Source organism: Roseovarius sp. D0-M9, from assembly GCF_037083805.1.
In the GTDB taxonomy this organism is placed as follows: domain Bacteria; phylum Pseudomonadota; class Alphaproteobacteria; order Rhodobacterales; family Rhodobacteraceae; genus Roseovarius.
Map to the genome: position 1 here is coordinate 50,553 of NZ_JBAPKZ010000003.1, position 26,409 is coordinate 76,961.

The following is a 26,409-nucleotide window of genomic DNA, read 5'->3' on the forward strand; positions in this document are numbered from 1 at the left end:
TTAGCTTCTCTGGTTAAGCTCTTGCCACATATGTAAAAAATGCCACCACAGCAGGTCAGGCCCGCGCCCATTGGCGCGGGCCTGTTTCGTGGATCGAGTTACCGCGCGTATCGACCGCAACGGTCACTGGCATGTCCTCGACCGTGAATTCGCGGATCGCCTCCATTCCGAGATCGTCATATGCGACGACACGCGCCGATTTTATGGCTTGCGACACTAGGTAGGCGGCGCCCCCGACGGCGATCATGTAGACTGCGCCATGCCGGCGGATCGCCGCGATGGCCTCTGCGCCGCGCTCGGCCTTGCCGATCATCACCTTGAGGCCCGTCGCTGCCAGCACTTCTTCGGTGAATTTGTCCATGCGGGTGGAGGTCGTGGGGCCAGCGGGGCCGATGATCTCACCGGGCACCGCATCGACGGGGCCAACATAATATAGCGCGCGGCCCCTCAGATCGACGGGCAGAGTGCCCCCGGCGCGCAGGGTTTCGACCATGCGTTTATGCGCGGCATCGCGCCCCGTGTAGAGCGTGCCCGACAAAAGCAGCGTCTCGCCCGGCTCCAGCCCTGCCAGAACCTCGTTTGAGAGATCATCAAGCGAAAACCGCCGTCCGATCGGCCCCTGTCCCTCGATTTCGGGCCAGAGCGACAGGTCGGGCGGGGCGAACTCGGCGGGGCCATCGCCGGTCAGGGTGAACTCCGCGTGGCGCGTCGCCGCGCAATTGGGAATGAGAGCGACGGGCATCGAGGCGGCGTGGGTGGGATAGGTTGCGATCTTGACGTCGAGCGCGGTGGTGATCCCGCCCAGCCCTTGCGCGCCGATACCGAGGGCATTCACCCGGTCAAGGATCTCGAGCCGCATTTCTTCGACGCGTGTCTGCGGCCCGCGCGCGCGCAGGTCGGTTATGTCTATGGGCTCGTTCAGGGCCGCCTTGGCCATCGCCATCGCCTTGTCCACGCTGCCGCCGACCCCGATTCCCAGCATGCCGGGCGGGCACCAGCCGGCGCCCATTTGCGCCACGCGCTCCACCACCCAATCGGTCACGCTGGCCGAGGGGTTGAGCACCGCGAACTGCGTCTTGTTCTCGGATCCGCCGCCCTTGGCCGAAACGGTGACATGCACCTCGCGGCCCGCGACCAACTGGGTCTGGATCATGGCGGGCGTGTTGTCACCGCTGTTCTTGCGGCTGTCCAGCGGATCGACCACGACCGACGCGCGCAGGGGGTTCGTGTCGAGCGCCCAGGCCTGCCGCACCGCATCGTCGATCATGTCCTGCAGAGGGCGCGTCCAATTTGTCTGCGCCTCCACGCCGACCTCGACAAAGACATTCACGGTGCCGGTATCCTGGCAAATCGGGCGATGCCCGATGGCGCACATGCGTGAATTGACGAGGATCTGCGCAATGGCGGCCTTGGCCGAGGGGCTTTGCTCGCGCGTGTAGGCGCTGGCCATGGCGGCGATGAAATCTGGCGGGTGATAGTAAGAGACGTATTGCAGCGCATCCGCGATGCTGGATATCAGATCTGCCTCGGTGATGCGCCCGCTCATGCCGCTCGGCCCCCGCGGGCGATGATCTGGCGTGCGCGGGCGATCACCGGCGCGTCGATCATTGCACCCGCGACCTGCACCGCTGCGCCGCCCTCTGCCGCCTTCAGTACCTCCTCGGCCCATGCGAGTTCGTCGCCCGAGGGCGCAAAACCGCGCCGCGCCGCCGCCAGTTGCGCCGGATGAATGATCAGCTTGCCGCCCATCCCCATTTCCACCGCGTGGCGGCACTCGTCCTCGATCAGCGCCTCGTCGCGGATGGTCGTCGTCACCCCGTCAAGCGGGGCAGGGTGCCCGGCCAGCCGCGCGGCCAGCACCAGTGCCGACCGAGCCGTCATAAGCGACTGGCGCGTGTGGCCCATCCCCAGATCGGCGACATAGTCGATCGAGCCGAACGCCATGCGTGCCGAGGCGCCCGCGATCTCATCCAGCGATGACATGCCGCGCGCCGTCTCGACCAGCGCGAATACGGGCACGCCTGCGGTCTTGGCGACATGCGTGCAGATCTCGCCAGTCTCGGCCTTGGCCAGCATGACCGCGCTGAGGGGCAGGGCGGCGGCAGCGGCCAGATCGGCATCGAACCATTCGGTGCCGGCCGCATTGATGCGCAGGATGAGCGGCGCATCAATCGCGCCCAGTGCATCGGCCAGCCCCGACCGTGCGGCATCGCGGGCGTCGGGCGCGACGGCATCCTCCAGATCGACGATCACCGCATCGGCGCCCGCGGCTGCGGCCTTGGCGACACGCTCGGGGCGGTCGGCGGGCACGAAAAGGGTCAGGTTCATCTGATCTGGCAGGGCAAGCATAGGGGCACTCCGGCAATGTCGCTTTGGCTCATGCTACCCGGCGCCGGGCGATGCGGCCAGCCACCTGTGCCAAGAGGCATAGCCCCGGCCTATGGCACCACGCCAAGTCTGACTATTTCCGGGCAACCGCATGATCGGGCATCATCCCCGCAGGTTAAAAGGGACGGACAGCATGGCAGGTGATCTGGCAGGATTGATGGTGGTTTCGGTCGAACAGGCCGTGGCGGCCCCCTATGTCTCGGGGCGCCTCGCGGAGGCGGGCGCGCGCGTGATAAAGATCGAGCGGCCCGAGGGGGATTTTGCCCGCGGTTACGACCACCTCGTCCACGGCGAAAGCGCGTATTTCGTCTGGCTGAATCGCGGCAAGGAATCGATCTGCCTCGATCTGCGCGAGGGGGGCGACAAGGCGCTGATGGAGCGTCTGCTGGCAAAGGCGGATGTCTTTATCCAGAACCTCGCGCCGGGCGCCATCGCGCGGCTCGGGTTCGATCAGGCGGCCCTGCGCGAGAAGTATCCGCGCCTCATCACGGTCGCCATCTCGGGCTATGGCGAGGAAGGGCCGCTCAGGGATCTCAAGGCTTATGACCTTCTGGTTCAGGCCGAGAGCGGGCTGTCGCAGATCACCGGCACCGGGGACACGCAGGCGCGCGTCGGGGTTTCCGTTTGCGACATCGCGGCGGGTATGACGGCCTATCAGGCGGTGCTTCAGGCGTTGATCGGGCGCGGCATCACGGGGCAGGGACGGCATCTGAGCGTATCGCTTTTCCATGCGCTGACCGACTGGATGAACGTGCCCTATCTACAGTATGTTTACGGCGGCAAGACGCCGGTGCGCAGCGGGCTGAACCACCCCACGATTGCGCCCTATGGCGCCTATACCTGCTCGGACGGCAAGGATGTGCTCTTTTCCATCCAGAACGAGCGGGAATGGCAGGTGTTCTGCACCGATATTCTGGGCCTGCCAGAGTTGCCGCAGGAGTCGCGCTTTGGCACCAATTCGCACCGCGTCGAGAATCGCGAAGCGCTGGATGCGGTGATCCGGCCGATCTTTGCGCAGATCCCGCGTGACGACATGGCCGCGCGGCTCGAGGCGGCGCGCATCGCCTATGGACGCGTCAGCACGATGGAGGATCTGGCGCAGCATCCGCAGAACCGCTTTGTCGAGGTAGGCAGCCCGACGGGGCCGGTGCGGATGCTGGCGCCCGGCGCGCTGGCCAATGGCCAGGTGCCGCAGCCGGGCGATGTGCCCGCGCTAGGCCAGCATACCGATGAGGTGCGCGCCGAATTTTCCGAATGAACGAGGGGGGATGAAAGATGGCCGACACTGCCGAACGCCAGGAAATTACGGACGCCTTTATCAAGGATGCCAAGGCGATTGCCGATGAGGGGCCGATGGACCGGGCGCGTCTGGATCGGATCATGCATCGCCTGATGGATATCGCCGCGCGCGCCGATCTATGGGGCGCAGAGGATTTTCCGGCGCCCACGCCCGAGGACAAGCAGAACCGCTACTTCATCGCGGATGATCCCAGTGGCCTGACCCTCTATTTGAACGTGATGCAACCGGGCAAGGTGATCCCGCCGCATAACCACACGGTCTTTGCGTGCATTGCCGCAGTCGTCGGCTCCGAGCAGAACACCGTCTACGATCGGGTCGATGACGGATCGGTCCCCGGCAAGGCGGAATTGAAGCTGCGCGAGGAGGTCGATTTGCGGCCCGGAAATGCGCTGGCGATGATGCCTGATGATATTCACAGTGTCGTCATTGATGGCGATCAGGTGATCCGCCACCTGCATTTTTATGGCAAGCCTCTGGAATCGCTGGATCGCCGGATCAGTTATGACCTTGAGGCCGGGACGTGCAAGATCATGGACATTGGCGCCAAGACCCGAAAATGAGCGCGGCCCAGATCAGTGTTGCCGCAGTCCGTTCGGCCCTGACCGATGGCGCCGAGGTCGCGCTGATAGATCTGCGCGAGTTTGGTCAATACGGCGAGGGGCACCCTTTCTTTGCGGTCAATATCCCGTTCAGCCGACTGGAACATGATGCGCCGCGCCTGATGCCGCGCCGGTCGGTGCGCTGCATTCTGCTCGATGCGGGGGATGGCATTGCGCTGCGCGGGGCCGATGTGCTGGGCGCGCTGGGCTATACCGATCTGCATGTCATGGAGGGCGGCGCGCCGGGCTGGGCGGCTGCGGGGCACACGCTCTTCAAGGGGGTGAACCTGCCCTCCAAGACCTTCGGGGAGATGGTCGAGCATCAGCTCGGCACGCCCTCGGTTTCGGCGGGCGAGCTGCGGGCGATGCAGGATGAAGGGCGCGCCTTGCTGATCCTCGATGGGCGCAGCGCGGCGGAGTTTACCAAGATGTCGATCCCCGGCGCGCTGTCGTGCCCCAATGCCGAGCTGGGGTATCGCGCGCCCCAGATGGGCGCGCCGGGCACACCCATCGTGGTGAATTGTGCGGGGCGAACGCGATCGATCATCGGGGCCGAAACGTTGCGCCTCGCCGGGTGGGACGGCCCCGTTCATGCGCTGCGCAATGGCACCCAAGGCTGGCGGCTGGCGGGATACGATCTCGATCATGGTCAGGACGCTGGGCCCCTGCCGCAGGTGCCCGAGGCAGGGCTGGAGGCGGCGCGGGCACGGGCGGCGGCGCTGATCGCCAGCTATGACATCCCGGTGATTTCCTTGGCCGAGCTCAAGGAATGGGACACTGCCGCGCGGACCGTGTTCCGATTTGACGTGCGGACCGAGGCAGAGCACCGGGCAGGTCATGCGCCCGGCTTTGGCTCTGCGCCCGGCGGGCAATTGGTGCAAGCCACGGACGAGCAACTGGCCGTTCGTGGCGCGCGCATCGTCTTGAGCTGCGATACGGGCCTGCGGGCCGCGACCACGGCGATCTGGCTGCGCGGCATGGGGCATGACGCCTATGTGCTGCAAGATGCCCCCGTGGGCGAGGCCGCGCCCGATCAGGACCATGAGCGAGACCAAGAGCGGGGCGATCTTGGCCTGCTCCGTGGCTGCACCACGCTGCTTGATGCCTCGCGCGGGATGGACTACCGCGCGGCACATATCAAAGGCGCGGAGTGGGTCCAACGCGCGCAGCTGCACCGCAGCCGCCCCTATTTGAAAGAGCCCATTGCGGTTCTGGGCCGCGATCCGGCGCTGGTCGCGGGCGTCCGGGCCGAACTGCTGCATCAGGGACATGAGGATATTCGCACGGCCGTCTGCGGACCTGAGGATTGGCGTGCGGCCGGGCTTGAGATCGTCTCGACGCCGGACTGCCCGCCTGAGGCCGACTGCATCGATCACCTTTTCTTTGTGCATGACCGGCATGACGGCAATCTCGATGCCGCGCGCCGGTATCTGGAGTGGGAGACGGGCTTGCTGGCGCAACTGGACGCGGACGAACGGGCTGCGCTTCAGCCGCTCGAACCGCGCGCCTAAAGCGTCACGCCTGACCCTGAGACATTGGCCCAAGCCGAAGCAGCGCGCCCGTCATGTTGGGCACTGTGCTCCGCCCAAAGCTGTGGTGCAGGGTTTTGGCGAAGCGCTTTAGCGGCTCATCCTTGGGCCGCGCCCCTCGATCCAGCGGAAGCCGAGCGTGATGACCCCCGCGATGACGAGGTATCCGGCGGCCAGCAGCAAGAGAGGCTCGTAAATGATGAAGGTATCCTGCCGCACGCGGCCGGCGACGGCATAAAGTTCGACAATGGTGATGGTCGCAACCAGTGGCGTCGCCTTCAATTGCAGGATCGTCTCGCCGCCCAAGGTGGGCAGGGCATTGCGGATCGCCTGTGGCAGCCAGATGCGAAAGAATATCTTGTGGCGTGGCATGCCAAAGGCGCGCGCTGCCTCGATCTGGCCCTTTTGCACGGATGAAAAGGCGCCCCGCATGACTTCGCCCTCGTAGCCCGCATAGGACAGGGTCAGCGACAGAACCGCATAGGGCCACGCCTGACGCAGATAGGGCCAAAGCTCGGAATTGCGGATCCATGGGAACTGCGGAAAAAGGGAGCCGAGGCCGTAGTAGAGCAGCCATATCTGCAACAAAAGCGGCGTGCCGCGAATGACAGTGCAAAAGGCGCGCGCGGGCGCGGCCAGGTACCACGGCCCGATCGCTTGGGCGAGGCCCAAGGGCACCGCCAGCATGAAGCCGAGGATGATGGTCACCACCAGAAGCCATATGGTCACCCAGAGCCCCTCAAGCGCGAGCGGCGCATAGCGCGGCAGCCAGCTCCAATCCATGGCAATCGCGCACCAAACCACGAAGGCCGCGAAGAGGCCCAGCATGATGATGCGGCGGGGGATGAGCATGGCGCGGATCATCTGCATGGCGTCAGCTCCGGTGCGACGGCTGGCCGCGCCGCGCCCATTTTTCGATCCGGCCAAAGATCACGCCCGAAAAAAGCGTGACCATCAAATAGAGAAAGCCCGCTGCGAGGAAAAACGTGAAATAGGCCCGCGTCGATTGCGCGGCCTGCCGCGTCTCGAGCGTGAGTTCGGAAAACCCGACAACGGCCAGCAGTGCGGTATCCTTGGTGGCGATCAGCCACAAGTTCGCAAGGCCCGGAATGGCGAAGGCGGTCATCGCGGGGATCGTCACGCGGCGCGCCATCAGGCCGCGCGGCATGCCATAGGCGCGCGCCGCCTCGATCTGGCCGGGCGGAATCGCGCGGATCGCGCCGCGTAGAATTTCGGTGGAATATGCGCCCTGCACGATGCCCAGCACCCAGATACCGGCGGCAACACCGCTGATTTCGACGGGGCCGCGGCCCATCGCGCGGGCCGCCTGATTCAGAAGGTCAGTGCCCATGTAATAAAGGATCAGGATCAGGACCAGTTCGGGCACCGCGCGTACGACGGTGGTATAGACCTCCAGAAGGTCGCGCACCCAAGGGCTGCCATAAAGTTTGCCCATTGCGCCAAAGAAGCCGATGACAAGGCCAAAACCAAAGGCCCCCAGCGCGATCTGGATCGAATTGACCAGACCGCGCAGAAGGTTCGCCCCCCAGCCGGGGGGCGATAGCGAGAGCAGTTCGAGAGTTTGCTCCAAAGCGGGCTCTTACTCGCTATAGATCGGGGCCGAGAAATACTTGGCCGTGATCTCTTCGTGCGTGCCATCCTCGAGCACCTTGGCGATGCCTTCGTTCAGCTTTTCGCGCAGCTCGTCATCGCCCTTGCGCACGCCAGCGCCGACGCCCTGGCCCAGCACGGCCACATCATCGGCCACCGCGCCGACGATCTCGCAGCAATCGCCCATGTCACTTTCTACGAAATCTGCCATGGCGATGCTGTCGGCCTGAATCGCGTCGACGCGGCCCGAGAAGAGATCCTGATTGGCCTCGTCCTGGGTCTGGTAAATGCGGATCTCGGCGACTGCGTCCTCGAAATGCTTTTGCGCATACGCCTGGTGCGTGGTCGAGGCCTGGACACCCAGGATCTTGCCCTCAAGGCCCTCAAGGCCCTCGACCGTCGGCTCGATGTCCGAGCCTTTGGGCGCGACGACCACGGCCGGTGTCTTGTAGTAGTGATCGGTAAAGTCGATCTGCTTGGCGCGGTCTTCGGTAATCGACATCGAGGCCATGATGACATCGATCTGCTCGCCCATCAGCGAGGGGATGATGCCGTCCCAGGCGGTCGGCGTCAGCTCGCATTCGATCTCGGCGGCGTTGCAGACGGCGTCGATCATCTCGACTTCCCAGCCTGTCCAGTTGCCGGCGCTGTCGGGCGCGGCGAAGGGCGGATAGGGCTCGGCTGCGATGCCGACCTTGACGGTCTCGGCCATGGCGGCCCCCGTCATGAGGGCGAATGTCGCGGCCCCTGCGGCCAAAGTTGTCTTGAGCTTCATAATGTCGTCTCCCTGTTTTTCTTTTGTTGGGTTTGCATTCAACGGCCCGCCTCAGGCGACGGTCCGAAGAAACTGTTTGAGCCGTTCGGATTTGGGATTGCCGAACACCTCTTCGGGTGGGCCTTCCTCTTCGATCCGGCCCTCGCTGAGGTAGATGACGTGGCTTGCCACCTCTCGGGCGAATTTCATTTCATGCGTGACAAGGATCATGGTGCGCCCCTCGGCGGCCAGATCGCGGATCACACTCAGCACCTCGCCCACCAGTTCGGGGTCGAGCGCGCTCGTCGGTTCGTCAAAGAGCATGACAGACGGGTTCACCGCCAGCGCGCGCGCGATCGCCGCGCGTTGCTGTTGTCCGCCCGACAGGAACGCCGGATAGCTGTCTGCCTTTTCCGACAGGCCGACCCGCTTGAGCAGCACCATCGCGCTGGCAATCGCCTCGCGCTTGGGCACCTTGAGGACATGCACGGGCACCTCGATCACGTTTTCCATCAGGGTGCGATGCGTCCAGAGGTTGAAGGATTGGAACACCATTGCCAGCCGGGTGCGGATGCGTTCGATCTGGCGCGGCTTGGCAGGGCTGCCATCGGGCTTCATCTCAACTTCTTCGCCGCCGACGATGATGCGGCCGCTGGTCGGCGTCTCGAGAAAGTTGATGCAGCGCAGCATCGTCGACTTGCCCGACCCCGAGCCGCCGATTATCGCCACCACGTCGCCGCGCGCCGCCGTTAGCGACACGCCCTTGAGCACCTCGAGGTTGCCGAAGGACTTGTGCAGATCCTCAACCCGAATCGCCTCGGCGGCGGGTTCGGCCCGGTCTGCGGCATCATCTGCGGTGTTCGCCTCCGCTTGTGGCGCGGATTGTGCGGAACTCATGCAATTGTCTCCCTTACGTGCTTGCAGTAATTCCTATTTTGTATACTTATGCAACTGTATAATTATATTGTTTCCAGCCACCCCTTGCCAGAAAGGCCCCGGATGTCGCCCGATCGCAAATCCTTTCGCCGAATCGGCCCTGACCTGCGCCGCGACGCGATGATCGCGGGCATGCTGGCCGTGATCGCGGAAGAGGGCATCGCTGCGGCCACCACACGCGCCGTCGCCGCGCGTGCGGGCGTCACGCCGGGGCTGATCCGGCATTATTTTGACAGCAAGGACGCACTGCTGAGTGCTGCATTCGAGCGCCACATGGGCGATCTGACGGAGGCCACGCGCCGCATGGGGCAGGGGGATAGCGCCGCAGCGCGTCTTGCCGCGTTCATTGACGCGGGGCTGCGCGCCCCTGTCGTGAGTGCCGAAGCCGTCTCGCTCTGGGCCGGGTTTCTCACGCATGTGCAGCGCAGCGCCGAGATGCAGAGCGTTCACGCGCGCACCTACGCAGAGTTTCGCGATCATTTGCAGGGCCTTGTCGCCGATGCGCTGCGCGAGGCGGGCCGCCCCGCGCCGGATGCGGCCCTGCGCCGCCATGCCATTGCCTGCAATGCGGTGATCGACGGGCTCTGGCTGGAGGGCGGAATGCTGCCCGATGCCTTTGCTGGGGGCGAGTTGGCCGAGATCGGGCTTGAGACGATTGGCGAGATGCTGAATTTGCCGCTGCGCACTGCCGCGCCGCGCCACGACGAAATGACAAAAGAGGAAACATCATGAAGTTCGCAGACATCACGCAGCGCCTGTCCGGTCTTGGCAGTGCCAAATGGGCCGTTCATGTGCGGGGCCGCGCCCTTGCCGCCGAGGGCCGCGACATTGTCGAGCTCACCATCGGCGAGCCTGACGTTCCGCCCGTCGATGCCCTGATGGAGGAAGCGGCGAATGCGATGCGCTCCGGGCGCATGGGCTATTCCGACGGCATGGGCGAGCCGGGGCTGCGCGCCGCCCTTGCGCGGCGGTATACCGAATCGACGGGTCGCGACATTCACCCCGATCAGGTGATGTGCCTGCCCGGCACGCAGACGTCGCTTTACACCGCGCTGATGGGGGTGGTGCAGGACGGCGACGAGGTGCTGGTGGGCGATCCGATGTACGCCACCTACGAGGGGTGCATCCGCGCCACCGGCGCCGCCATGGTCCCGGTCCCGCTGTCGCCCGAGAACGGCTTTCGCATGAAGGCATCCGACATCGAGGCGCGCATCACACCGCGCAGCCGCGCGATCTTGCTGAACACGCCGCACAACCCCACGGGTGCGGTGCTGACCCGGGACGACATCCGCGAGATCGGCGCTGTCGCGCGCAAGCATGACCTCTGGATCATCTCGGACGAGGTCTACGAGGAGCTGATCTTTGACGGCGTTCCCTTCGCCTCGCCGCTGGCCGAGCCGGATCTGGCCGAGCGGACGGTGGTCGTGTCCTCCATCTCGAAAAGCCATGCGGCGCCGGGCTTTCGTAGCGGCTGGGCCATTGGCAGCACCGAGTTTACCTCCCGCCTGTTGTCGCTATCGGAAACCATGCTCTTTGGCAGCCAGCCCTTCCTCGCCGACGCAACCGCAGCAGCAATATCCGCGCCGTCGACCGTCGCGCCCGGCATGCGGCAAAGATTTGCGGCCCGCGCCGGATACATCGCAACGCGGCTCGAAAATGAGAGCGCACTGCGCGTCAGCCGACCGCAAGCGGGCATGTTTGCGCTGATCGACATCGCCTCCACCGGGATGGACGCCGAGAGCTATGCGTTCGATCTGCTGGAAAATTCGGGCGTCTCGGTGATGCCCGGCACATCCTTTGGCAAGACGCTGGACACTTGGGTGCGCGTTGCTCTGACCGCGCCCGACGCCGCAGTCGAGACGGCATGCGATCGCATCATTGCCCATGCCGCCGCGCGCGTCCCTGCTGCCGTTTGACCCAGAGGAACCAGTAACATGACCAGCCCCGCCACCCATTTCAGCCATGCCATCTCGCGCCGCCCCGGTGCCAGCGTCACCGCGGGCCTGCGGGCCGAGGATCGCGGCGCGCCGGATCGGGCCCGCATGATGGCCGCGCATGACGCCTATATCGCAACCCTGCGCAGCACGGGCGCCGAAGTGACGGTGCTGGAGGCGCTCGAGGAATATCCCGACGCGCTCTTTGTCGAGGACACTGCGCTTTGCCTGCCGGAGGGCGCGATCATGATGCGCCCCGGCGCGCCCAGCCGCATGGGCGAGGTGGCGCAAATGCGCCCGGTCCTCGCCACGCTTTTCGCAGATCTGCGCGACATTGCGGGGCCGGGTCACATCGAGGGCGGGGATATCCTTTATACCGGGCGCGAGGTGCTGGTGGGCCGTTCGGCCCGCACCGACGCGGCAGGCGTGGCCGAGCTGCGCGCCATTCTGGATGAGTGGGGCCACGCCTTGCGCGAGCTGCAGACGCCCGAGGGCGTGCTGCATTTCAAGACAGACTGCTCGCTGCTGGACCCCGAGACGATCCTCTCGACGCGGCTTCTTGATTCGGAAGGCTGCTTTGACGGCTACCGGGTGCTGCACCTGCCCGAAGGCGAGGAGGCGGCAGCCAATGCCATAAGGTTCAACGACGTGGTGCTGCTGCCGGACGGATTTCCCAAGACGGCCGAGATGCTGACGCGCGAAGGCTATGCCATCCGGCCCATCGACAACACCGATTGTGCGCTGCTGGATGGCGGCATGTCCTGCCTGTCGCTGCGCCTCAATCCGGCCCCCTGACTGGGGGCCTATTTCAGCTCGACCTCGATGAAGGACATCGGCGCGTCACCGCCATTGATGACATTATGCTCGATGCCCTCGTCGCGCCGATAGACGCTGCCCGCGGTGACATGGTTTTCCGCAACCTCGCCGCCGGGCAACTCCAGCCGCATGTGGCAATCTGTCAGCGCAGTGATGACGTAGTCCATGCCATGCACATGCCAGCCCGTCTGCTGCCCCGGTTCGAAGTCGAACCGGGTGACGCGTGTGCGGGCGTCATCGATCAGTTGGGTCGCGGTGCATGTCATGGCCATTGTCGGAGCCTCCGGCGGGAGTATTTCAGGAACTGTGAAAGATCATGTCGCCACAGATGGGCCGCACTGTCCAGAGGCCAAAGCCAATGGCAGAGGCGGCCCACCCTGCTTTTTCTTGGGAAGAGTACCCGGCCCACATTGGGGCCGGGCAGGGCGGTGCCTTCAGGTCGCGTAGTTTGACTTCTCGTCGTCCAGAACCGCCATCAACTCGGTAAGGTGTCTGTCGGCCTGGCCGGGGTATCCCTCAAGCTCGCGTGCGGTCTTTTCGGCGATGTCATCGGGCAGGACGCGCAGCGGCTGGCCGGTCTGAAGCGCGCGGATATAGGTCTCGGCGGCGCGCTCGAAGTAATACATGCGGTTGAAGGCGTCTGCGGGGCTGTCACCAAGGATGAGCACGCCGTGGTTGCCCATGATCATGACTTTCTTGGAGGGGTCTTGCAGCTGGGCTGCGCAGCGCTCGCCCTCTTCCTCGAAGGCGAGGCCGCCGTATCCTTCGTCGATCACGGTGCGGCCAAAGAAGGTGGCGCAGTTCTGGTCGATGGGCAGCAGGCGGCTATCAGCGAGGCTGGCGAGGACCGTGGCAAAGATGGAATGCACATGCATCACGCAGCGCGCGTGGGGGCAGCGGCGATGTACCGCGCCGTGCAGGCCCCAGGCCGTCGCGTCGGGTGCGCCCGGACGATTGAGGGCCTCTGCATCATTGGCGTCCAGCTCCAGCAGGTCGGAGGCGCGAATGCGCGAGAAATGCGCCTGATCGGGATTCATGAGGAATCGCGTGCCGTCTTCGTTGACCGCGAGGCTGAAGTGATTTGCCACCGCCTCGTGCATTCCAAGGCGGGCGGTCCAGCGAAAGGCAGCGGCCATCTGGCAACGCTCTGACCAATGGGTGATGTTCGGTGGTGTGGATGCGTCTGGCATGATGAGTCCTTTGGGTTTTCGGGGGTGAATGAAGGTCTTCGGGCCGGAGTCTGCACGATTCGGCGGAGGGGCCGCAAGCCTTGGCAGGGGCGATATTTAAGAGGCCGATGGCCGCTATATAATTGCACGTGACCGAGCCGTGGCGCCCACGGGCACCGGGCGAGGCCAGCAAAACAAGGGGGCTGTGCCGGGCGTGCGCCGGGTGCGGCAACACTGTGTGCCAAAATCGTCACAGCCTTGGCCGCATCCGCACCACCGGGCCGGGGTTCGTTGACAGCGAAGGGCAAAATACCGCATTTGAACTCAAGTCGCGTCCAACAGGGAGGCGGCGGATCATGACACACATCATTCCTGCTACTCTGAGGAGGGACATACCTTGAAAAAGCATCTGCTTAGCACCAGCGCCATCGCCCTGGGCGTCGCCGCAGCGGCCCCCGCCGCGGCCCAAGAATGGGACGTTTCGTTCGGCGGCTTCATGAGCCAGCACGTCGCATATGCCGACATCGGCGGCACCGCTGCAGCCGGTCTCGACCTTGACGGCGTCGACCTGCACTCGAACACCGAGATCATCTTCACCCCCTCGATCACGCTGGACAACGGCCTGACCTTCGGTGTGAACGTCCAGATGGAAGGTGAAAACCAAGGCGGTTTCAGCCAGATCGACGAATCCTACATGACGATCAGCTCGGACACTCTGGGTAAAATCGTTGTCGGTTCCGAGAACTCGGCTGGCTACATGTCCATGGTTGGCGCGCCCGGCGTGACCTCGATGTACATCAACTCGCCCTCGATCTCGACCTTCATCCCGTTCTCGCTGGCATATCCGGGCGGCTTCCGCCAGGCTGGCCTGTCGAGCTACACCGAAGTCGCGGGTAACAACGACGTTCAGCGTCTGACGTACTTCACGCCTTCGTTCAACGGCCTGACAGTCGGCATCTCCTATGCACCCACCGGTGCACTGAACGTTCGCAACAGCTATGGCGTCGACCGTAACGCCGTTCTGTCGGACATCTTCGACATCGGCGCGAACTACAGCCAGACCTTCGGCACCACCAGCGTCACGCTGGCGGCACGCTACGGCACAGGCGAAGCGCCGACTGGCGGCGGTTCGGATCCCGAGACTTGGGGTGTTGGCGCACAGGTTGGCTTCGGCGACTTCACAGTCGGCGGTAGCTATGCCGAGAACGACAACGGCCTTGCACTGGGTGCGAGCGACAGCGAAGGCTGGAGCCTTGGCGTGACTTACGACGTCGCTGGTCCTTGGGCTCTCGAAGCGCTTACCTACCAGGGTGAGACAAAGAATGCTGCCGGTAACAATGCCGACTACAAAGCCTACCGTATCGGCGCAAGCCGCGACTTGGGCCCCGGCGTCAGCTGGGACATCTATGCGGCACAGGTCGACGCGGACAACGGTGTGACCGGCGCAGGCGCGGCTGACATCGATGGTACGATCATCGGCACCGGCATCAACCTGTCTTTCTAAGACCGGTTCGCCAGACAATATCGAGCGGGAGGGGTGGCAACGCCCCTCCCGTTTTTTGTGCGAAGTCGTTTTTCTGCCCTCGTCTGATTCCGGCCTAAAGACATCGGCAGGGCGCGATGCGCCCTCGTCCCTTGGGTGCATTGATCTAAGCTTTTGCAGCGATGGTACCCCCGAGTTCCGCCAGAGGGGTAGCAACGCAGCGCCCCTTGGTTTAATTGGCTAGGGAACGGGCGATTTCCACGCAGGGGCCGAAAAGATGAGCAAGAAACCCAAGCCAAAGACCGCGCCAAAGCCGGCCGCCGCAGCACCCCGGCCCAAGCCGAAGGCAAGCATTGTCTGGCTGGCCTCCTACCCAAAGTCGGGGAACACTTGGACGCGGATCTTTCTCGCCAATTATCTGACCAATGCCGACAAGCCGGTGTCGATCAATGAGGTCCACCGCTTTGGCATGGGCGATTCCATCGCCAAGACCTACAACATGGTGGCCGCACCCCATACGCCTGATCTGAACGATTATCTCGTGACCCTGCGCCTGCGCGACAAGGTGCTGCGCGGCATCATCGGTAATGGCGCCGACGTCAATCTGGTCAAGACGCATAATGTGCGCAGCAAGGCCTATGGCACAGTGCTGATTCCGCCGGAATATACCCGATCATCTGTGTATATCGTGCGCAATCCGCTGGACATGGTGCTGTCCTACGCGCGCCACTACGGGATCGAGCCTGCGGAGGCCGTCGAGGCGATCGGCCGCGGCGACAATGCCAATGCGACCGATGGCGCTGCGGTCTGGCAGTTCCTTGGCTCGTGGTCCGAACATGTGGAAAGCTGGACCAACAATTCGCCCTATCCGTCACTGGTGCTGCGCTATGAGGACATGCTGGACAAGCCCGAGCAGGCGTTCGGCTCGCTGGTGCGGCATCTGGGCGTGCCCTTGCAGGAAGAGCGGCTGGAAAAGGCGATCCGATTTGCCAGTTTCGACGAGGTGTCGAGCCAGGAAAAGGCGACCGGGTTCAAGGAAAACCCCGGCAAGAGCGAGACATTCTTTACCTCCGGCAAGGCCGGAAAGTGGAAAGAGGCGCTGGGCGAGGATCTGATCGACAAGATCAAGACCGACCACAAGGCCACCATGAAGCGCTTTGGGTATCTTTGAGATGGCCGCGCTCAACCGTATCATCTGGATCGCGTCCTACCCCAAGTCGGGCAATACATGGATGCGCAGCCTTCTGGCGCATTACTTCATGCCGCAGGGGCAGGCGCCCGATATCAACAACTTGCGCAATTTTACCACCGCCGACGTGCGGCAGGATTTTTATGACGCGGCCAATGGCGGCCCCTACAAGGGCAAGGATCTGAACGATTGGATGCGCGTGCGGCCGGCCGCGCTGCGCCTGATCGCGCAATCCCGGCCCAATCATCATTTCGTCAAGACGCATTGCCAGACGCTGCGCATCGGCAATCAGGATGTGATCCCACCAGAGGTGACGGCGGGGGGCATTTACCTGATCCGCAACCCGTTTGACCTTGCGCCCAGTTTTGCGCGCCACCAATCGGCGGATATCGACACGGCCATCGACCGGATGTGCAATCCCGACACGGTGATGGGCACGCCCAGCGGCATTTTCGATCTGCTGGGGCGCTGGGACGATCACGTTGGATCGTGGACCAAGGCGCCGGGACTGAAGCGGCGCGTGATCCGCTATGAGGATCTGCTGACCAAGCCCGCCCGCGAGATGCGCGGCCTGCTTGAGGTGTTTCTGGGCCAGAAGGTGGATGCGACCAAACTGGCCCGCGCGGTCAAAGCAACCACCTTTGCCAACATGCAAAAGCAGGAGCGCGAGAAGGGCTTTACCGAGAAGCCCGCCGGGATGGGCAACTTCTTTGCGAAGGGGCAGGCGGGCGTCTGGAAGGACGATCTGACGCCCGCGCAGGTTGGTCGCCTGCGAGAGGCGTTCCTTCCGACGCTCGAAACGCATTACCCTGAAATGCTGGCCGAGACCGAAGCCTTCGCCGCAAAGGCGTGATATGATCGGCGCAAAGACAGGCCGCGACAAGACTGGAGGACCCCAGATATGACACATGCGATCAAGATCCTTATGGCCGGTGCCGCCGCTGCGGGACTTGCCGCCTGCTCGCCCAACATGCCTGCGGGCACCGCGACGCTGGGCCCTGCGCCCGCGCTGGGCGGCGGGACGTTTACCTCGCCGGGCGGTCTTACGGTTGCGGTGGATGCGCGCAACATCGGTGGGCGCACGGGCGTCTGCGGTGTCTGGGCCGAGAGCGTCAATCAGTCGGTCATGACCCGTAACACCGCGCCCAAGATCCTCGACAGCGCCGGTGTGACACTGGCGGGCGAGGGCGTGGCGCAGGGCCTCAAGTTCCTGCGCCAGGTTGAGCCTGCGACAAGCTATGCGGGCCTGGAGGCAAATTGCATCACGACCGAGCGTCCATGGCGTGCCGGCGATGAAGCCCGCCCCCTTGAGGTGCATATACCGCGCCAGATCGTCGTGAATGATCTCGACGGCGGCTTTGGCGAATCCGGTGGCATCCTGATCTGGTTCCGGCCGGGCGGACCGGGCGCACACCCCAGCGACCCCAAGCCGTGGTATCATCTCGGCGGAACGGGCGTATCCGGCCGGATCTCATCCCAGGAGCAACCTCAAGAGTAAGGCGACAGCCACCTTCTCATTTGGGTGCGCTCCCCGGCAGGGAACTGCCGGGGCGTGGATTGCGTTTGCCTTTGGACTAACTGTTTCAAGAGTTAAGTGCCAAAAGTTAAGTGAAGGAAAGTAAATGGTTGAAGTATCAGGTTTCGGCGGGCTGATCCTCCTTGCATGTACCGTTTGGGCAATCGTCTCGACCCTCGGAGCGCGGATTTCCTCGGGGCGCAAGGCGGTCTGGATCCTCGTCGTCCTCTTGCTTCCTTTGCTTGGCTTCTTGATCTGGTTGCTCTTCGGTCCGCGCGCGGATCGGGGCACGGCATGAGAGCGCGCATTGCGTCTGCCTATGCCGGCCGTCGGTGGCCTGTTGGTCTGTGGCCGGCGCTCAAGGGGGTCTGGATCCTGATCGGCGAGAAGAACCTGAACCTCATTGCCTCGGGCATCGGTTTTTACGGTATTTTGGCAGTTTTTCCATCTATCGCGGCGGTGATTGCCCTTTGGGGCTTCGTTGCCGACCCAGCGCTCGTGGAAGCGCAAGTATCGGAATTCACCACACTATTACCGGAAGAGGTTGCAACCCTGCTGACCTCGCGCGTGGCCGAACTGGTGGCTGCCGATGCGACGACTTTGGGATGGGCCGGGGTTTTATCGGTTGCCCTAGCGCTTTGGTCCTCCCGTGCGGGCGTTGCGGCGCTGGTCATCGGGTTGAACGCGGTTTATGGCGAGGATAACAGGGGCGGATTTCGCCATCTGATGGTCGCGTTTGGCCTGACTGGATCGCTCATGCTGCTTGCGCTGGCCTGTTTTGCGGCACTTGTCGTCGCGCCTATCGCGCTCACATTCCTGCCACTGGGGCCATTCGGAACCTTCGTAGCCGAAATGATGCGGTGGTGTGTGGCTGTGGCGACAGTGCTCATTGCCTTGGGGTTGCTCTATCGCTATGCGCCCAATCGTCGGCGCATGGCGCGGGCGAACTGGATCACTCCGGGCGCGGTCACAGCCACGATTCTCTGGGCGCTGGCCACTTGGGCCTTCACCGTCTATTTGCAGAATTTTGCGAATTACAACAAGATCTACGGCTCACTCGGTGCGGTGATCGTGATGCTTTTGTGGCTCTACATCAGCGCCTTCGTCTGCCTGCTGGGGGCTGCGCTGAATGCCGAGCTGGAGTTGCAGCAAAAGAAGGATACGACGCGCGGGCCCAGCAGACCGATGGGCAAGCGCGGCGCATTTGTTGCAGACAACCTCGAGCGCGATGGCGATAGCCGTTAACGACGCCCGCGTGCGGCGTGGGCGGCGTTGAGCCCGATGATGAAGGCTTCGGCCAAGGGCGACATGTTGCTTCGAGACGGGGGGGCTGCCGGATCATGAGCCGCCGCAGCCTCGGCCATGATGTCCTCGCGGCGGTCTTTGGAACTTGATGCCACTCCAAGGAAGATCAGCCCCAGACCGAGGAAGATTCCGCCCATGATAAGGGAGGCGAACAGGTTCGAATACGCTTCAGCCAGAAGTATCCAACCGGCAGAGGCCAGAAAACCGACGCCAACCGCGACGAGTGCCACGCCAATACCGCGCAAAAGCGCGCGCCGGATGGCGCGCGCCGAGCGCATTTTTAGCGCTTCTACCAAGCCTGACATAACGCTTAGCGCCGGTTGGTGGTCAAGATGCCGACGACAAAGCCGAGTGCGGCCGCCATGCCAAGCGAAAGGGCAGGCTTGTCATGAACAAACTCATGGGCCTGAGCGTTCAGCGCGTCTGCCTGCGCCTGAGCGGAATTGATTGCATTCGTGCCGCGGGCGCGGGCTTCGTCGAACCGCTTTTGCGCCGCTTCGGTCATTCCCTCTTTCTGCGCCTTGGCCATCGCGCCGAGCGTATCGGTGATGGAGGCGATGTCGTCGCGCAGAATTGCAATCTGCGCTTGCAGATCTTCGCTGTCGGGGGACTTGTTTTGTGCCATGGTGCGGCCTCCTGAATTTCCATTGTCGTTGCGCGTCAACGCAGCAGTTTGCCGTTGGTTCCTCGCTCCTGACGTTTGAGTGAACGCAGGAACCGCTACGAGACTGGCGCGTTTGAAAGGTCTAGCAGACTTTGCCAGCCACGTCGTTTCATAAGTCTTAAAAACAGGAGGCCACCATGCTGTATTGGGCCGCCGTCTTTCTTGTTGTCTCCATCGTCGCGGCCATCTTTGGATTTGGCCTCATCCCCTCGGCATCTGCGGGCGTTGCACAAACCGTATTCTTCATTTTCATCTCATTGTTCGTGTTGACCCTTATCCTGAGCGCCTTTCGCAAGTAATGCCAATCACCTTACCGGGCACCAGATGAGCAAGTCGATGAAAAACGCCGCCCACATCGAATGTGAGGGCGGCGTTGCTTTGATCCATCTTGAGTAGCGCTCGGGCTCAGGCTGTCTTCAGCGTCTCGGTCGATGAAAAGAACATGGCCTGACCGACAGCCGAGCGCACCTGATCTTCGCTATAGGGCTTGGCGATGACGAATGCCGGCTCGGGCTTGTCACCTGTCAGCAGCCGCTCGGGAAAGGCCGTGATGAAGATGACCGGAACATCCCCGATCTGCTTGAGCAGAGCATTGACCGCGTCGATCCCGGACGAGTTGTCGGCCAACTGGATGTCCGCCAGAATGAGATCCGGCGTCTTCTGCAGGCCCAACTCGATTGCGGCATCCCGCGTGCGCCCGATGCCAGTCACCCTGTGTCCGATCGACGTGACGATGCTGTGCAGATCCATCGCGATGATCGCCTCATCCTCGATGACAAGGACATCGCCCGCCATGCTTTCCTCGATTTCGCGGCGCGCGGCGGAGATCAGATCCTGGGCATCATCAGCGCTGATATCCATGATCTTGCCAATTTCCTGCGGTGTGAACTCTTCGATCGAGTTCAAAAGCAGGGCTTGGCGCGTGTCGGGCGTCAGCTGCCTCATCCGGTCCTGCGCCGCCGTTTCAAGGCTGCGCGGGAGGGAAACATCGGAGGCTTCGTCGGGCGCACCGGCGCTTTGCCAGACTAGGCGAAAGGCACGAAAGAGTGCAACGCGCGGCGACGCATCGTCCGCGTAAGCTGCGCGGTCGATCAATATCGCTTCAAGAGTGGCAGTTGCAAACGCATCCCCGCTGGACTGGCTGCCGGTAAGTGCTCGGGCGTAGCGCCTCAGGTAAGGAAGGTGGTGTGCGATCTGCTGCGAAAAATCCGCGCTCGCGTCAGAAGTACCCATCGTTGCTCCGTTGTATTACTGAATGTTTTTTGTAACGTAGGGAACCAACTATGTGACCGTGCGTTTGGTTCCAACGCGCGAAAAAAGTAACTCAAAGGTTGAAACCATGGATTGGCAGACGTGACGATGGGTAGCAAGCCAGACAGCGCCAAAGGTGGCGGGAAACCGCCCGCCAAAGTGCCCAAGCGCGATCAAATCGATGACAACCTCAAGCGTGTCTATAACGAGATGCTGGAAGAGGACGTGCCGGATCGGTTTGAAGAATTGCTGCGTCAGTTGCGCGAACAGGACAAGTCATGACATCCAAGCGAGCCGATGGCGATGCTGCGGATCTTGATCCACGCGAAGAGATCGTAACCCACCTCAAGCCGATGCGCGCCTTTGCGCTGTCGCTGACCCGCGACGTCGCGCGGGCCGATGATCTGGTGCAGGATACGGTCGTCAAGGCGTGGACCAACATCGACAAGTTTACAGCCGGGACGAACATGCGCGCGTGGCTGTTCACGATCCTGCGCAACACGTTCTATTCCGAGCGGCGAAAGGCCAAGCGCGAGGTTGCCGATGTCGATGGCGCAATGACAGAGCGCATGTCGGAAAAACCCGCCCATGACGGACGCTTGGCGCTCACGGATTTTCGCCGCGCCTTTGACCAATTGCCGGCCGAGCAACGCGAGGCATTGATCCTTGTTGGGGCTCAGGGCTTTGCATATGAAGAGGCTGCGCGCATGTGTGATTGTGCTGTCGGCACAGTAAAAAGCCGCGCAAATCGAGGCCGCAAACGCTTGGCCGAGATGCTGCACATGCACGAGGACGAAGCGATGGAACTGACCGACCAGGCCACCGTTGCAGTGATCAGCCGTAACCCGGGTGCTTAAAAGACGTGCATGAAAAGAGACCCGAGAGGGCCGTCGTGCCCGAGGAGGGGTGGCAATCTCTCAGTCGTCGCAATGCGTTGCTGCCCCGCATTGCGTTGATGCTGACGCTTGCGCTGCTTCCTCTGGGTATCATTGCCGTCGCTCAGACCAAAAGCGCGATCGACAATGCACAAGAGACATACCGCGCCGGTCTGAGCGCGCAGACGTCGCGCCTGATCTCTCCCGAGCGCGAAGCGCTTCAAAGCGCGCGGGGGATCACCCAGGGCCTCGCCGATGCACTGGCGGTTCTTGGACCCAGCGATGCTGTCTGCGCGGATCTCATGAAGTATTCGTCCCAGCGCAACGAGGATATCGTATTTCTGGGCTATATCGACGCCGAGCGTCGTTCGGAGTGCAACAATTACGGCATAGCCTATGATTTTTCGGGCATCGAGCCGCTCGGTCGAGCGATGGAAAAAGAAGATCTGTCGATCACATACAATCCCGCCGGCGGGGCCAGTTCCAAGCCGGTCGTCATCCTGCAACAGCCGGTCTATAGCGCACAGGGCGTCTTTCGCGGCTTCGTGACCCTGTCGATGCTCAGCGAGACGTTGAAGGCCGAGCGGGCACGGGAAATGGTGGCGGATGATGCTGTTGTCGTCACGTTCAACCGGGACGGAATGGTTCTGACGTCCGACGATGTGCCAGGGGGCTACGAGCAATACATGCCCGCGGACACGTCTTTGGCAAAATTGATGGGCAATGGTAAACAGCTCTTTTCAGAAATCAGCATCGGCGGCGAGGCGCGAGAATTTTCTGTCGTGCCGATCCTCGAGGACCGGGTTTATGGCCTTGCCAGTTGGCAAACGGCGCAGCCCTTGATGCGCGACCGCGCGTTTGCGACCTTCACCCTGCTCTTTCCGTTACTGATGTGGCTGATCAGCCTGATCGTTGCGCTGCTGGCGATCCGCTTGCAGGTAATCCGCCCGATCCGCATTCTCGGTCGCCAGATGCGCGACTTTGCCGAGGGTCGCCGGGTATTCAAGAGCGATGCGCTGAATCGGGCGCCCAGCGAGTTGCGCGAAATCGGCGAGACCTTCTCGATCATGGCGCAGAAGGTCGTCCGTGACGAAGCGGATCTGGAGAACACCGTTCACGAGCGTGATGTGCTGATCAAGGAGGTGCATCACCGGGTAAAGAACAACCTTCAATTGATGTCCTCGATCCTGAACATGCAATCACGCGACGCGCCCAGCACCGACACACGCAGTGCGCTTCGCAGGGTGCAGGACCGCCTGACCAGCCTCGCTGCGGTGCATCGCGGCCTCTACGAGACGCCGCAAGTCAGCCAGGTGCGCGTTGATGCGCTGCTCGATGATCTCTTGGGGCAGCTGGTCAAACTGGGTGATGGCGGCTCGACGCCGCTTGACGTGGAACTCAAGTTTGAGCCGGTGACGCTTGTGCCCGATCAGGCCGGGCCGCTGGCGATGCTGGCAGCCGAAGGCTTCACCAACGCGCTGAAATACGCGACGATCGGCGATGATGGGCGCCGCCGCATTCGTGTGCGGCTTTATCCGCACGACTCCGGTCCGGATATGGTGATGTTTGAAATCGCCAACACCGTGCAGAGCGAGATTCGCGCAGAGACCGAGCAGGGCCTTGGCCTCAAGCTTATTCAGGCGTTCTGTGCGCAGCTGGATTGCCGCATGAAGAGCAGCGATGAAGAGGCCGGTTGGTTTGCGATGCAGGTCTGCTTCAAGATGCAGGAATTCGCACCCGAGCAGCACACGCCGCGTGTCTGACGCGTCAGCCTTGCATCCTGTGATATAAGATCAAGGGAGGCGTGCGCATCTCTGTTGTGGGGCACTGCGCCTTGACACATTCGGCAGGTCATCCGCGCTGGGTGACAGCTATAAATCCACGAAAAAAGGGGCTGCCCGATGGGCCGCCCCTCTGAAATATCTCTGCGGTCGTAGGCGCTTACTTGGTTGCGCTGGTGTGATGTGCGCCGATGAACCACGCATCCTTGCTGACGCCGCGGCTGACGGCGGTAAAGAGGTCTGCGGTTTCCTCATCCCCCAGTTCGCCGACTTCCTTTAGGCTTTCATGAACGATGCCCGCAAAGGCAACCATGCGCGACTTCAGCTCGTCGATGTGCGTGTCCTGATGGACCGCGTCGCGCGGGTAGGCATCCAGCTTGCCATTCTTCTTCACGCCGTCCAGCGTGCCATCGGCGGTCCCGCCCAAGATGACGCAGCGCTCGGCAATGGTGTCCACGTGCTCGCTCATCCGGTCGTAAACCTCGTCAAGCAGCTGATGGATCCCGATAAAGCCGGGGCCCTTGATGTTCCAATGGGCCTGCTTGATCGCGAGTTGCAACTGGATGCTGCTGGCAAGGGCGATATTCAGGTGGTTGATCGACGCCTCGCGGGCGTTGTCGGTCAGATAGTTTGTGAACGTCTCGGTCATGAGCTGTCCTCTCTGTGCAGTGGAACGGGCAAGCGGCAGCCCGATCAGACTGCCGCTCTTTCAAAAGGAATACGCCCAAGGAGGCGGTTTGGTTCCACCGATGGCGCGCGGGTCAGCGCCCGCTCATGATCATGCGGAAGCGCAGCTGATCAAAGATCACCGCAAGGATCAGAAGCGAGCCGAGCAGAACCATCTGCATATAAGAGCTGACCTGTGCGAGGTTCATCCCGTTCTGCACGAGGATGATGAAGAAACCGCCCAGCACCACGTTCTCGACCCGGCCCAGACCGCCGCGCAGGCTGACGCCCGCAATGACGCAGGCGGCGATCGATTCCAGTGCGATGGTACCGCCCAGATTTGCCTCGCCCGACTCCACCCGCGCGGTCAGCAACAGGCCCGTCAGCGCCGCGATGAGCGAGCAGAGGATATAGGCGACCATCAAGGTGCGCTTGGTGTTGATGGCCGATAGGTGTGCGGCCTTGATATTGCCGCCCACCGCATAGACCTGCGCGCCCAGCCGCGTGCGCGACATGAAGACCCACATGGCGATGATGCAGACCCCGGCGACGATGACGGGCACAGGAACGCCCCAAAGGCGGCCAAAGCCAAATACATTGCCGAATTCAAAGGGCAGGCCCGAAACCGGGATACCGCCCGTCATGAAGAGCGCGAGCCCCGCGCCCACGGAACTGACGCCGAGTGTCATGATGAAGGGTGAGACTTCGAAAACCGCGACACCGATGCCGTTGATGCCGCCCACGACCAGAGCCGCGCCAAAGCCCGCGAGCGCGCCGATGGCAATGGCGATCCAGACGGCGTCAGGAAAGATGCCGACCATCGCCACCATGGTCGAAGCAGACACGACCGAGCTGAGCGCGATGACCGTGCCCACCGACAGATCGAAACCGCCCGAGATCAGCACCAGCATCTGCCCGAGGGAGACGAGGATCAGATAGACTGACTGGCGCCCCACATTCACAAGGTTCTGAATCGTCAGAAACTTGTCCGACAGTATGGTGAACACGATCAGCGCGATTCCGAGAAAGAAAGGCAGCACCCCGACGCGGATGAATATCCGCTTTATCAGGTTGTTCCCGGCTGCGGTGTCATTGGTGCTCATGCACTCTCTCCTGTCTCGTCAAAGAAATGGCGCAGCACGTTGTCTTCGGTGCGCTGATCGCCGGTCAGATCGGCGGTGATGTGGCCCTCGGCCATCACCAGAACGCGGTGTGCGAGGTTCAGAACCTCGGGCAGGTCCGACGAGATCACGATCACCGCCGTGCCCGAGGCCGCGATCTTGCCAATGAGGCGATAGAGCGCGGCGCGCGTGCCCATGTCGACGCCCACTGTCGGCTCGTCAAAGATATAAAGATCGGCCTCATGGCCAAAGCTCTTTGCGAAAAGCACCTTTTGCTGGTTGCCCCCCGACAGTTGCGCAACCACCTTTGAGCGGTAGCTTTCCTTCAGCTCGACGGTCTCGAATATTTCGGCCGAAGTCTCGCGCAGGGCGCGGGGGCGGATCATCGGACCGCGCGCCTCGCGGCCCATCATCAGGTCGATGTCGAGGTTTTGCCACGCTGATTTGGCCAGATCGAGGCCCTCGGCCTTACGGTCGGACGACAGATAATAGATCCCCGCGCCGATGACATGCCGCGTGGCCATGCCGGTGATGTCCTTGCCCTTCCAGCGGACGGTGCCGCCGCGAATGGGCTGGATGCCCATGAGGGTGCGAAACAGGCGCGACTTGCCCGAGCCGACAAGGCCCGCTATGCCCAGAACCTCGCCCCGCCGCGCTGTCAGGGACGCGCCGCGCACACCCCAAGAGTGCATGTCCTCGACCTCCAGCAACACCTCGGCCGGATAATGCTGGATGTCAGGGTAAATGTCGCGGATGGCCCGGCCTGCCATCATCTCGACCAGCGTGGCCTCATCCGTTTCGGCCATCTGGGTGGTGCCGATATAGGCGCCATCGCGCAAGACGGTGACGCGGTCGGCGATGCGTTCGAACTCGTGGATGCGGTGCGAGATATAGATGATCGCCACGCCCTGATCGCGCAGCTTGAGGATCGTCTTGAACAGATGATCGACCTCGCGGTCGGTCAGCGAGGCGGTCGGCTCGTCCAGGATCAGAACCTTGGGGTCGCCGTGAAACGCCTTGGCGATCTCCACCATCTGCTGCTGTGCGCGGCTCAGATGGGCAACGGTCTCGCCCACCGGCACGTCAAAGCCGAGACGATCCAAAAGCTCCTGCGCACGGCGCCGCATCGCGCGATGGTCGGTAAAGGGGCCGATCCCCGGCTCGCGGCCCAGAAACATGTTCTGCGCGACGGTCATCGTCGGGATCAGCGAAAATTCCTGAAAAACGGTATAGATACCAGCGGCCTGCGCATCGGCCACAGAGGCAAAGCGCACCGGTTGCCCTTCGACTGCGATCTGGCCGTCCGAGGGCGTGTTGGCCCCGGCCAAGAGGGAAATCAGTGTCGATTTACCTGCGCCATTCTCGCCAAAAAGCACATGGACCTCGCCGCGCTTCAGGTCGAAATCGACATGATCCAGCGCGGTCACACCGGGGTAGGTGCGCGTCAGTCCGGTCGTTTTAATGAGGGGGGTATCGGTCATATCGGGGGATGGACCTTCCTAGGGGTGCGCCGGGCGGCGGT

30 protein-coding genes are annotated in these 26,409 nt (G+C 62.8%); 16 read left to right on the forward strand and 14 right to left on the reverse strand.

Features of this window, described 5'->3' with window-relative positions; translation table 11 throughout:
• Positions 1 to 55: 55 nt before the first annotated feature.
• Entirely contained in the window at positions 56 to 1,546 is a 1,491-nt protein-coding gene (locus tag V8352_RS03310; protein WP_336422832.1) for a fumarate hydratase, read from the reverse strand.
• The gene (locus V8352_RS03315; RefSeq protein WP_336422833.1) at positions 1,543 to 2,328 is read right to left on the reverse strand and encodes an HpcH/HpaI aldolase/citrate lyase family protein; all 786 of its coding nucleotides are present in this window, start codon (positions 2,326 to 2,328) and stop codon (positions 1,543 to 1,545) included. Before V8352_RS03315 ends, V8352_RS03310 begins: the two co-directional genes overlap by 4 nt.
• Positions 2,329 to 2,521: 193 nt before the next feature.
• On the opposite strand from V8352_RS03315, the gene V8352_RS03320 reads away from it, so the two are divergent.
• The 3 genes from V8352_RS03320 to V8352_RS03330 are packed head-to-tail and all read left to right on the forward strand — an operon-like array spanning position 2,522 to position 5,798.
• A complete protein-coding gene (locus tag V8352_RS03320) occupies positions 2,522 to 3,646 on the forward strand; it encodes a CaiB/BaiF CoA transferase family protein (RefSeq protein WP_336422834.1) in 1,125 nt (374 codons plus the stop codon).
• 17 nt (positions 3,647 to 3,663) lie between these two features.
• Positions 3,664 to 4,248: a cysteine dioxygenase family protein gene (locus V8352_RS03325; RefSeq protein WP_336422835.1), complete on the forward strand. Its 585-nt coding sequence runs from the start codon at positions 3,664 to 3,666 to the stop codon at positions 4,246 to 4,248.
• Entirely contained in the window at positions 4,245 to 5,798 is a 1,554-nt protein-coding gene (locus tag V8352_RS03330; RefSeq protein ID WP_336422836.1) for a rhodanese-like domain-containing protein, read from the forward strand. The genes V8352_RS03325 and V8352_RS03330 overlap by 4 nt, the downstream gene beginning before the upstream one ends.
• 108 nt (positions 5,799 to 5,906) lie before the next feature.
• On the opposite strand, the gene V8352_RS03335 is transcribed toward V8352_RS03330, so the two are convergent.
• The 4 genes from V8352_RS03335 to V8352_RS03350 are packed head-to-tail and all read right to left on the reverse strand — an operon-like array spanning position 5,907 to position 9,078.
• On the reverse strand, positions 5,907 to 6,686 hold the full coding sequence (locus V8352_RS03335) for an ABC transporter permease (protein ID WP_336422837.1): 780 nt from the start codon (positions 6,684 to 6,686) through the stop codon (positions 5,907 to 5,909).
• A 4-nt stretch (positions 6,687 to 6,690) separates the two neighbouring features.
• Positions 6,691 to 7,407 carry an ABC transporter permease gene (locus V8352_RS03340; protein WP_336422838.1) on the reverse strand — a complete coding sequence of 239 codons (717 nt, stop codon included), beginning with the start codon at positions 7,405 to 7,407 and terminating at the stop codon, positions 6,691 to 6,693.
• A 9-nt stretch (positions 7,408 to 7,416) separates the two neighbouring features.
• On the reverse strand, positions 7,417 to 8,202 hold the full coding sequence (locus V8352_RS03345) for a transporter substrate-binding domain-containing protein (RefSeq protein ID WP_336422839.1): 786 nt from the start codon (positions 8,200 to 8,202) through the stop codon (positions 7,417 to 7,419).
• A 51-nt stretch (positions 8,203 to 8,253) separates the two neighbouring features.
• Positions 8,254 to 9,078 carry an ABC transporter ATP-binding protein gene (locus tag V8352_RS03350; RefSeq protein WP_336422840.1) on the reverse strand — a complete coding sequence of 275 codons (825 nt, stop codon included), beginning with the start codon at positions 9,076 to 9,078 and terminating at the stop codon, positions 8,254 to 8,256.
• A gap of 102 nt (positions 9,079 to 9,180) precedes the next feature.
• Here V8352_RS03350 and V8352_RS03355 point away from each other — a divergent pair, with 102 nt between their 5' ends.
• From V8352_RS03355 to V8352_RS03365, 3 genes are read left to right on the forward strand one after another with little or no spacing between them, the layout of a single operon-like run.
• Positions 9,181 to 9,849: a TetR family transcriptional regulator C-terminal domain-containing protein gene (locus V8352_RS03355; protein WP_336422841.1), complete on the forward strand. Its 669-nt coding sequence runs from the start codon at positions 9,181 to 9,183 to the stop codon at positions 9,847 to 9,849.
• Entirely contained in the window at positions 9,846 to 11,033 is a 1,188-nt protein-coding gene (locus tag V8352_RS03360; protein ID WP_336422842.1) for a pyridoxal phosphate-dependent aminotransferase, read from the forward strand. The genes V8352_RS03355 and V8352_RS03360 overlap by 4 nt, the downstream gene beginning before the upstream one ends.
• 18 nt (positions 11,034 to 11,051) lie before the next feature.
• On the forward strand, positions 11,052 to 11,846 hold the full coding sequence (locus V8352_RS03365; protein ID WP_336422843.1) for a dimethylarginine dimethylaminohydrolase family protein: 795 nt from the start codon (positions 11,052 to 11,054) through the stop codon (positions 11,844 to 11,846).
• Between the two features lie 8 nt (positions 11,847 to 11,854).
• Here the strand turns inward: V8352_RS03365 and V8352_RS03370 are convergent, their stop codons facing one another.
• Positions 11,855 to 12,139, reverse strand: a complete 285-nt coding sequence (locus tag V8352_RS03370) for a cupin domain-containing protein (RefSeq protein ID WP_336422844.1) — start codon at positions 12,137 to 12,139, stop codon at positions 11,855 to 11,857.
• 162 nt (positions 12,140 to 12,301) lie between these two features.
• A complete protein-coding gene (locus tag V8352_RS03375) occupies positions 12,302 to 13,057 on the reverse strand; it encodes a class II aldolase and adducin N-terminal domain-containing protein (RefSeq protein ID WP_336422845.1) in 756 nt (251 codons plus the stop codon).
• A gap of 376 nt (positions 13,058 to 13,433) precedes the next feature.
• Between V8352_RS03375 and V8352_RS03380 the strand changes: the two genes are divergently transcribed.
• From V8352_RS03380 to V8352_RS03405, 6 genes are all read left to right on the forward strand, one after another.
• Positions 13,434 to 14,540, forward strand: a complete 1,107-nt coding sequence (locus V8352_RS03380) for a porin (protein WP_336422846.1) — start codon at positions 13,434 to 13,436, stop codon at positions 14,538 to 14,540.
• 256 nt (positions 14,541 to 14,796) lie between these two features.
• Complete coding sequence (locus V8352_RS03385; RefSeq protein ID WP_336422847.1) at positions 14,797 to 15,690, forward strand: sulfotransferase domain-containing protein; 894 nt, start codon at positions 14,797 to 14,799, stop codon at positions 15,688 to 15,690.
• A complete protein-coding gene (locus V8352_RS03390; RefSeq protein ID WP_336422848.1) occupies positions 15,677 to 16,561 on the forward strand; it encodes a sulfotransferase domain-containing protein in 885 nt (294 codons plus the stop codon). The genes V8352_RS03385 and V8352_RS03390 overlap by 14 nt, the downstream gene beginning before the upstream one ends.
• Positions 16,562 to 16,609: 48 nt before the next feature.
• Positions 16,610 to 17,206, forward strand: a complete 597-nt coding sequence (locus V8352_RS03395) for a hypothetical protein (protein WP_336422849.1) — start codon at positions 16,610 to 16,612, stop codon at positions 17,204 to 17,206.
• A 124-nt stretch (positions 17,207 to 17,330) separates the two neighbouring features.
• Positions 17,331 to 17,522 (forward strand): PLDc N-terminal domain-containing protein, encoded by a 192-nt coding sequence (locus V8352_RS03400; RefSeq protein WP_336422850.1) that lies wholly within the window; start codon positions 17,331 to 17,333, stop codon positions 17,520 to 17,522.
• Positions 17,519 to 18,469 (forward strand): YihY/virulence factor BrkB family protein, encoded by a 951-nt coding sequence (locus V8352_RS03405; RefSeq protein ID WP_336422851.1) that lies wholly within the window; start codon positions 17,519 to 17,521, stop codon positions 18,467 to 18,469. The genes V8352_RS03400 and V8352_RS03405 overlap by 4 nt, the downstream gene beginning before the upstream one ends.
• Here V8352_RS03405 and V8352_RS03410 read toward each other — a convergent pair.
• Both V8352_RS03410 and V8352_RS03415 read right to left on the reverse strand, forming a co-directional pair.
• Entirely contained in the window at positions 18,466 to 18,807 is a 342-nt protein-coding gene (locus tag V8352_RS03410; RefSeq protein WP_336422852.1) for a hypothetical protein, read from the reverse strand. The genes V8352_RS03405 and V8352_RS03410 overlap by 4 nt on opposite strands.
• Positions 18,808 to 18,839: 32 nt before the next feature.
• Positions 18,840 to 19,154, reverse strand: coding sequence for a DUF883 family protein (locus V8352_RS03415; protein WP_336422853.1), 315 nt, complete (start codon positions 19,152 to 19,154; stop codon positions 18,840 to 18,842).
• Between the two features lie 176 nt (positions 19,155 to 19,330).
• Between V8352_RS03415 and V8352_RS03420 the strand changes: the two genes are divergently transcribed.
• Positions 19,331 to 19,492 (forward strand): DUF1328 domain-containing protein, encoded by a 162-nt coding sequence (locus V8352_RS03420; protein ID WP_336422854.1) that lies wholly within the window; start codon positions 19,331 to 19,333, stop codon positions 19,490 to 19,492.
• 106 nt (positions 19,493 to 19,598) lie between these two features.
• On the opposite strand, the gene V8352_RS03425 is transcribed toward V8352_RS03420, so the two are convergent.
• The gene (locus tag V8352_RS03425) at positions 19,599 to 20,426 is read right to left on the reverse strand and encodes a response regulator (RefSeq protein ID WP_336422855.1); all 828 of its coding nucleotides are present in this window, start codon (positions 20,424 to 20,426) and stop codon (positions 19,599 to 19,601) included.
• 126 nt (positions 20,427 to 20,552) lie between these two features.
• Here V8352_RS03425 and V8352_RS03430 point away from each other — a divergent pair, with 126 nt between their 5' ends.
• From V8352_RS03430 to V8352_RS03440, 3 genes are read left to right on the forward strand one after another with little or no spacing between them, the layout of a single operon-like run.
• A complete protein-coding gene (locus V8352_RS03430; RefSeq protein WP_336422856.1) occupies positions 20,553 to 20,726 on the forward strand; it encodes a NepR family anti-sigma factor in 174 nt (57 codons plus the stop codon).
• Positions 20,723 to 21,301, forward strand: a complete 579-nt coding sequence (locus V8352_RS03435; protein ID WP_336422857.1) for an RNA polymerase sigma factor — start codon at positions 20,723 to 20,725, stop codon at positions 21,299 to 21,301. The genes V8352_RS03430 and V8352_RS03435 overlap by 4 nt, the downstream gene beginning before the upstream one ends.
• A 5-nt stretch (positions 21,302 to 21,306) precedes the next feature.
• The gene (locus V8352_RS03440; RefSeq protein WP_336422858.1) at positions 21,307 to 23,082 is read left to right on the forward strand and encodes a sensor histidine kinase; all 1,776 of its coding nucleotides are present in this window, start codon (positions 21,307 to 21,309) and stop codon (positions 23,080 to 23,082) included.
• Positions 23,083 to 23,260: 178 nt separating this feature from the next.
• Here the strand turns inward: V8352_RS03440 and dps are convergent, their stop codons facing one another.
• The 3 genes from dps to V8352_RS03455 form a co-directional block, all read right to left on the reverse strand.
• Entirely contained in the window at positions 23,261 to 23,749 is a 489-nt protein-coding gene (gene dps / locus V8352_RS03445; protein WP_336422859.1) for a DNA starvation/stationary phase protection protein Dps, read from the reverse strand.
• Between the two features lie 112 nt (positions 23,750 to 23,861).
• Positions 23,862 to 24,869 carry an ABC transporter permease gene (locus V8352_RS03450; RefSeq protein ID WP_336422860.1) on the reverse strand — a complete coding sequence of 336 codons (1,008 nt, stop codon included), beginning with the start codon at positions 24,867 to 24,869 and terminating at the stop codon, positions 23,862 to 23,864.
• Positions 24,866 to 26,368: a sugar ABC transporter ATP-binding protein gene (locus V8352_RS03455; protein ID WP_336422861.1), complete on the reverse strand. Its 1,503-nt coding sequence runs from the start codon at positions 26,366 to 26,368 to the stop codon at positions 24,866 to 24,868. Before V8352_RS03455 ends, V8352_RS03450 begins: the two co-directional genes overlap by 4 nt.
• Positions 26,369 to 26,409 lie beyond the last annotated feature (41 nt).